The sequence below is a fragment of the Streptomyces carpinensis genome, assembly GCF_002154505.1.
Lineage (GTDB): Bacteria > Actinomycetota > Actinomycetes > Streptomycetales > Streptomycetaceae > Streptomyces > Streptomyces carpinensis.
Genome location: NZ_MUBM01000561.1, coordinates 1 through 2,340 on the forward strand (window position 1 = coordinate 1; position 2,340 = coordinate 2,340).

3 protein-coding genes are annotated in these 2,340 nt (G+C 69.9%); all 3 read right to left on the bottom strand.

The window, feature by feature from the left end; genetic code table 11:
• Positions 1-28 precede the first annotated feature (28 nt).
• From BZY54_RS46065 to BZY54_RS46075, 3 genes are read right to left on the bottom strand one after another with little or no spacing between them, the layout of a single operon-like run.
• On the bottom strand, positions 29-382 hold the full coding sequence (locus BZY54_RS46065; RefSeq protein WP_086731298.1) for a nuclear transport factor 2 family protein: 354 nt from the start codon (positions 380-382) through the stop codon (positions 29-31).
• Positions 382-801: a GlcG/HbpS family heme-binding protein gene (locus BZY54_RS46070; protein ID WP_086731299.1), complete on the bottom strand. Its 420-nt coding sequence runs from the start codon at positions 799-801 to the stop codon at positions 382-384. The genes BZY54_RS46065 and BZY54_RS46070 overlap by 1 nt, the downstream gene beginning before the upstream one ends.
• Positions 802-845: 44 nt before the next feature.
• Positions 846-2,048, bottom strand: coding sequence for an MFS transporter (locus BZY54_RS46075; RefSeq protein ID WP_086731300.1), 1,203 nt, complete (start codon positions 2,046-2,048; stop codon positions 846-848).
• Between the last annotated feature and the right edge of the window lie 292 nt (positions 2,049-2,340).

Below are 2,340 nucleotides of genomic sequence, written 5' to 3' on the forward strand. Positions count from 1 at the left end.
TGTGGGTTCCTTCGCTCGGTGGGCGGGGTCAGGGTGTGGTGGAGTGCGGGGTCAGGGTGTAGCGGACGGTCTGGGCGCTGATGAGGCCGTCGCGGAAGACGAAGGTGTCGAGGCCGTCGGTGACCTGGTGGCCTGAGGTGGAGGCGCTCCACTGCAGGAACAGCACCTCGCCCGCGAACTGCGGGGAGAGCCGCCAGTCGGCATGCGGAAGGTCGGCCAGCAGACGGCCGATGACCTGCCGGACTCCGGCCCGCCCGCGGAAGACCCCGGCCGGGGTGATGACGACGGCGTCCTCGGTGTAGTTCCGGCTGATCAGGTCGAGATCTCCGGTGCCGAGGCGGTTCGAGTGGTCGGCGAAGACCTCCTGCGGTGTGCGAGACATCAGCTGAGCACCTTCAGCGCGGTGGTGGCGAAGGCGTGGTCCTGCTCCGGGGCGCCGCCGCCGATGCCGAGGGCGCCGATCAGTCGGCCGTCGCGGTGGACGGGGACGCCGCCGGCGATGAACAGCAGCGGGCGGTCCAGGGCGGTCGGCAGGGTGTGGAACGGGCCGCCGGGCTGGACGGCCTCGACCAGGTCGGCGGTGGGGGCGTTCAGCTGAAGGGCGGTGTAGGCCTTGCGAGTGCTGGTCTCGCCGGAGATCAGCACGGCGCTGTCGTCGCGGCGGAAGGCGAGCAGATGCCCACCCGCGTCCAGGACGGTGACGCTGACCGGGACGCCGGCCGCATCCGCGGCGGCGCGGGCGGCGTCTATGAGGTTCTCGGCGTCGGTGGTGGAGAGCGGGGTGACAACGCTGATGTTCACGGTCTTTCTCCGGAAGTCGAAGTGATGACTGGTCAGGCGGCCGGTCAGTGATGGAGGACGGAGGAGCGAGGGGCGGCGATCGGTGCGGCGGCCTGGCGAGCGTGGGTGTGTCGCTCGAGGGCGGCGGACCAGAAGGCGATGACGAGGGCGGCGGCGGCGAGGATGGCGCCGACCCAGTTCGGGGCGGTGTATCCGAGGCCGTCGGCGATGACGATTCCGCCGAGCCAGGCCGAGAGCGCGTTGCCGAGATTGAACGCCCCGATGTTCACGGCGGAGGCCAGGGTGGGGGCGCCGTGAGCCTGGTCCAGCACTCGCTTCTGCAGCGGGGGCACGGTGGCGAAGCCGAGGGCGCCGACGAGCAGGATGGTGACGGCGGCGAGGACCTTGTTGTGGGCGGTGAGGGTGAACAGCGCCAGTACGACGGCGAGGCCGCCGAGGGTGGTGTAGAGCATGGGCAGCAGAGCGCGGTCGGCGTAGCGGCCCCCGAGCAGGTTGCCGAGGAACATGCCGACGCCGAACAGCACCAGGAGCCAGGTGACCGCGCCGTCGGAGTAGCCGGCGACGTGGGTCATCATCGGGGCGATGTAGGTGATCGCCGCGAAGACGCCGCCGAAGCCGAGCACGGTCATCGCCATGGCCAGGATGACCTGGGCGTTGCGGAAGGCGGCCAGTTCCCGGCGCAGGCGGGCGCCCTCCGGGCGTGGCATGGCGGGGACGAGCTTGGCGATGCCGAACAGACCGACGACGCCGAGTGCCGCGACGAGACCGAAGGTGGTCCTCCAGCCGACGGCCTGGCCGACGAAGGTGCCCAGTGGCACACCGACGATGTTCGCGACGGTCAGCCCGGTGAACATGGTGGCGATGGCGCCGGCCTTCTTGTCCGCGGCGACCAGATCGGCGGCGACGACGGAGCCGATGCCGAAGAACGCGCCGTGGGCCAGGGAGGTCACGATGCGGCCGGTGAGCATCAGCGGGAAGCTCGGCGCGAGCGCGGAAAGCAGGTTGCCGACCACGAACAAACCCATCAGCAGCATGAGCATCTTCTTGCGGCTGACCTTGGTGCCGAGCACGGTCATCAGCGGGGCACCGACGAGGACCCCGAGCGCGTAGCCGGTGACCAGCAGGCCCGCGGTGGGGATGGAGACGCCGTAGTCTCCGGCGATCTCGGGCAGCAAGCCCATGATCACGAACTCGGTGGTTCCGATCCCGAAGGCCCCGATGGCCAGGGCGAAGAGAGCGAGAGGCACGGGCTCAACCCTTCCGTTATTGCTTGAGTGAGCTCTTAGCGCGCCTCCACAATAGTTGCAGACGAGCTATAAGTGCAACTGCGGGTAGTGCGTGTGTGCTGGACCTCAAGGGGTGCGCAGCGGTGACTCAGGCAGGGGAGGCCCGTCTTCTGGGCCGATCGACTGATGAGAGGCCGTGGCGGCGTGGCTCATCCACGGGAGTCCTCGCAGCGAAGCGGGTCGGATGCGAAGCGGGGGGAGCTGTTCCGGCTCATTCCGCCGGTGGGGAGGGGACCGCTGCCCGGTCGGGGGG

What these genes read in the sequence shown, in the direction of transcription:
- BZY54_RS46065 (WP_086731298.1), bottom strand. Translation starts at nt 382, where the DNA reads ATGTCTCGCACACCGCAGGAGGTCTTCGCCGACCACTCGAACCGCCTC.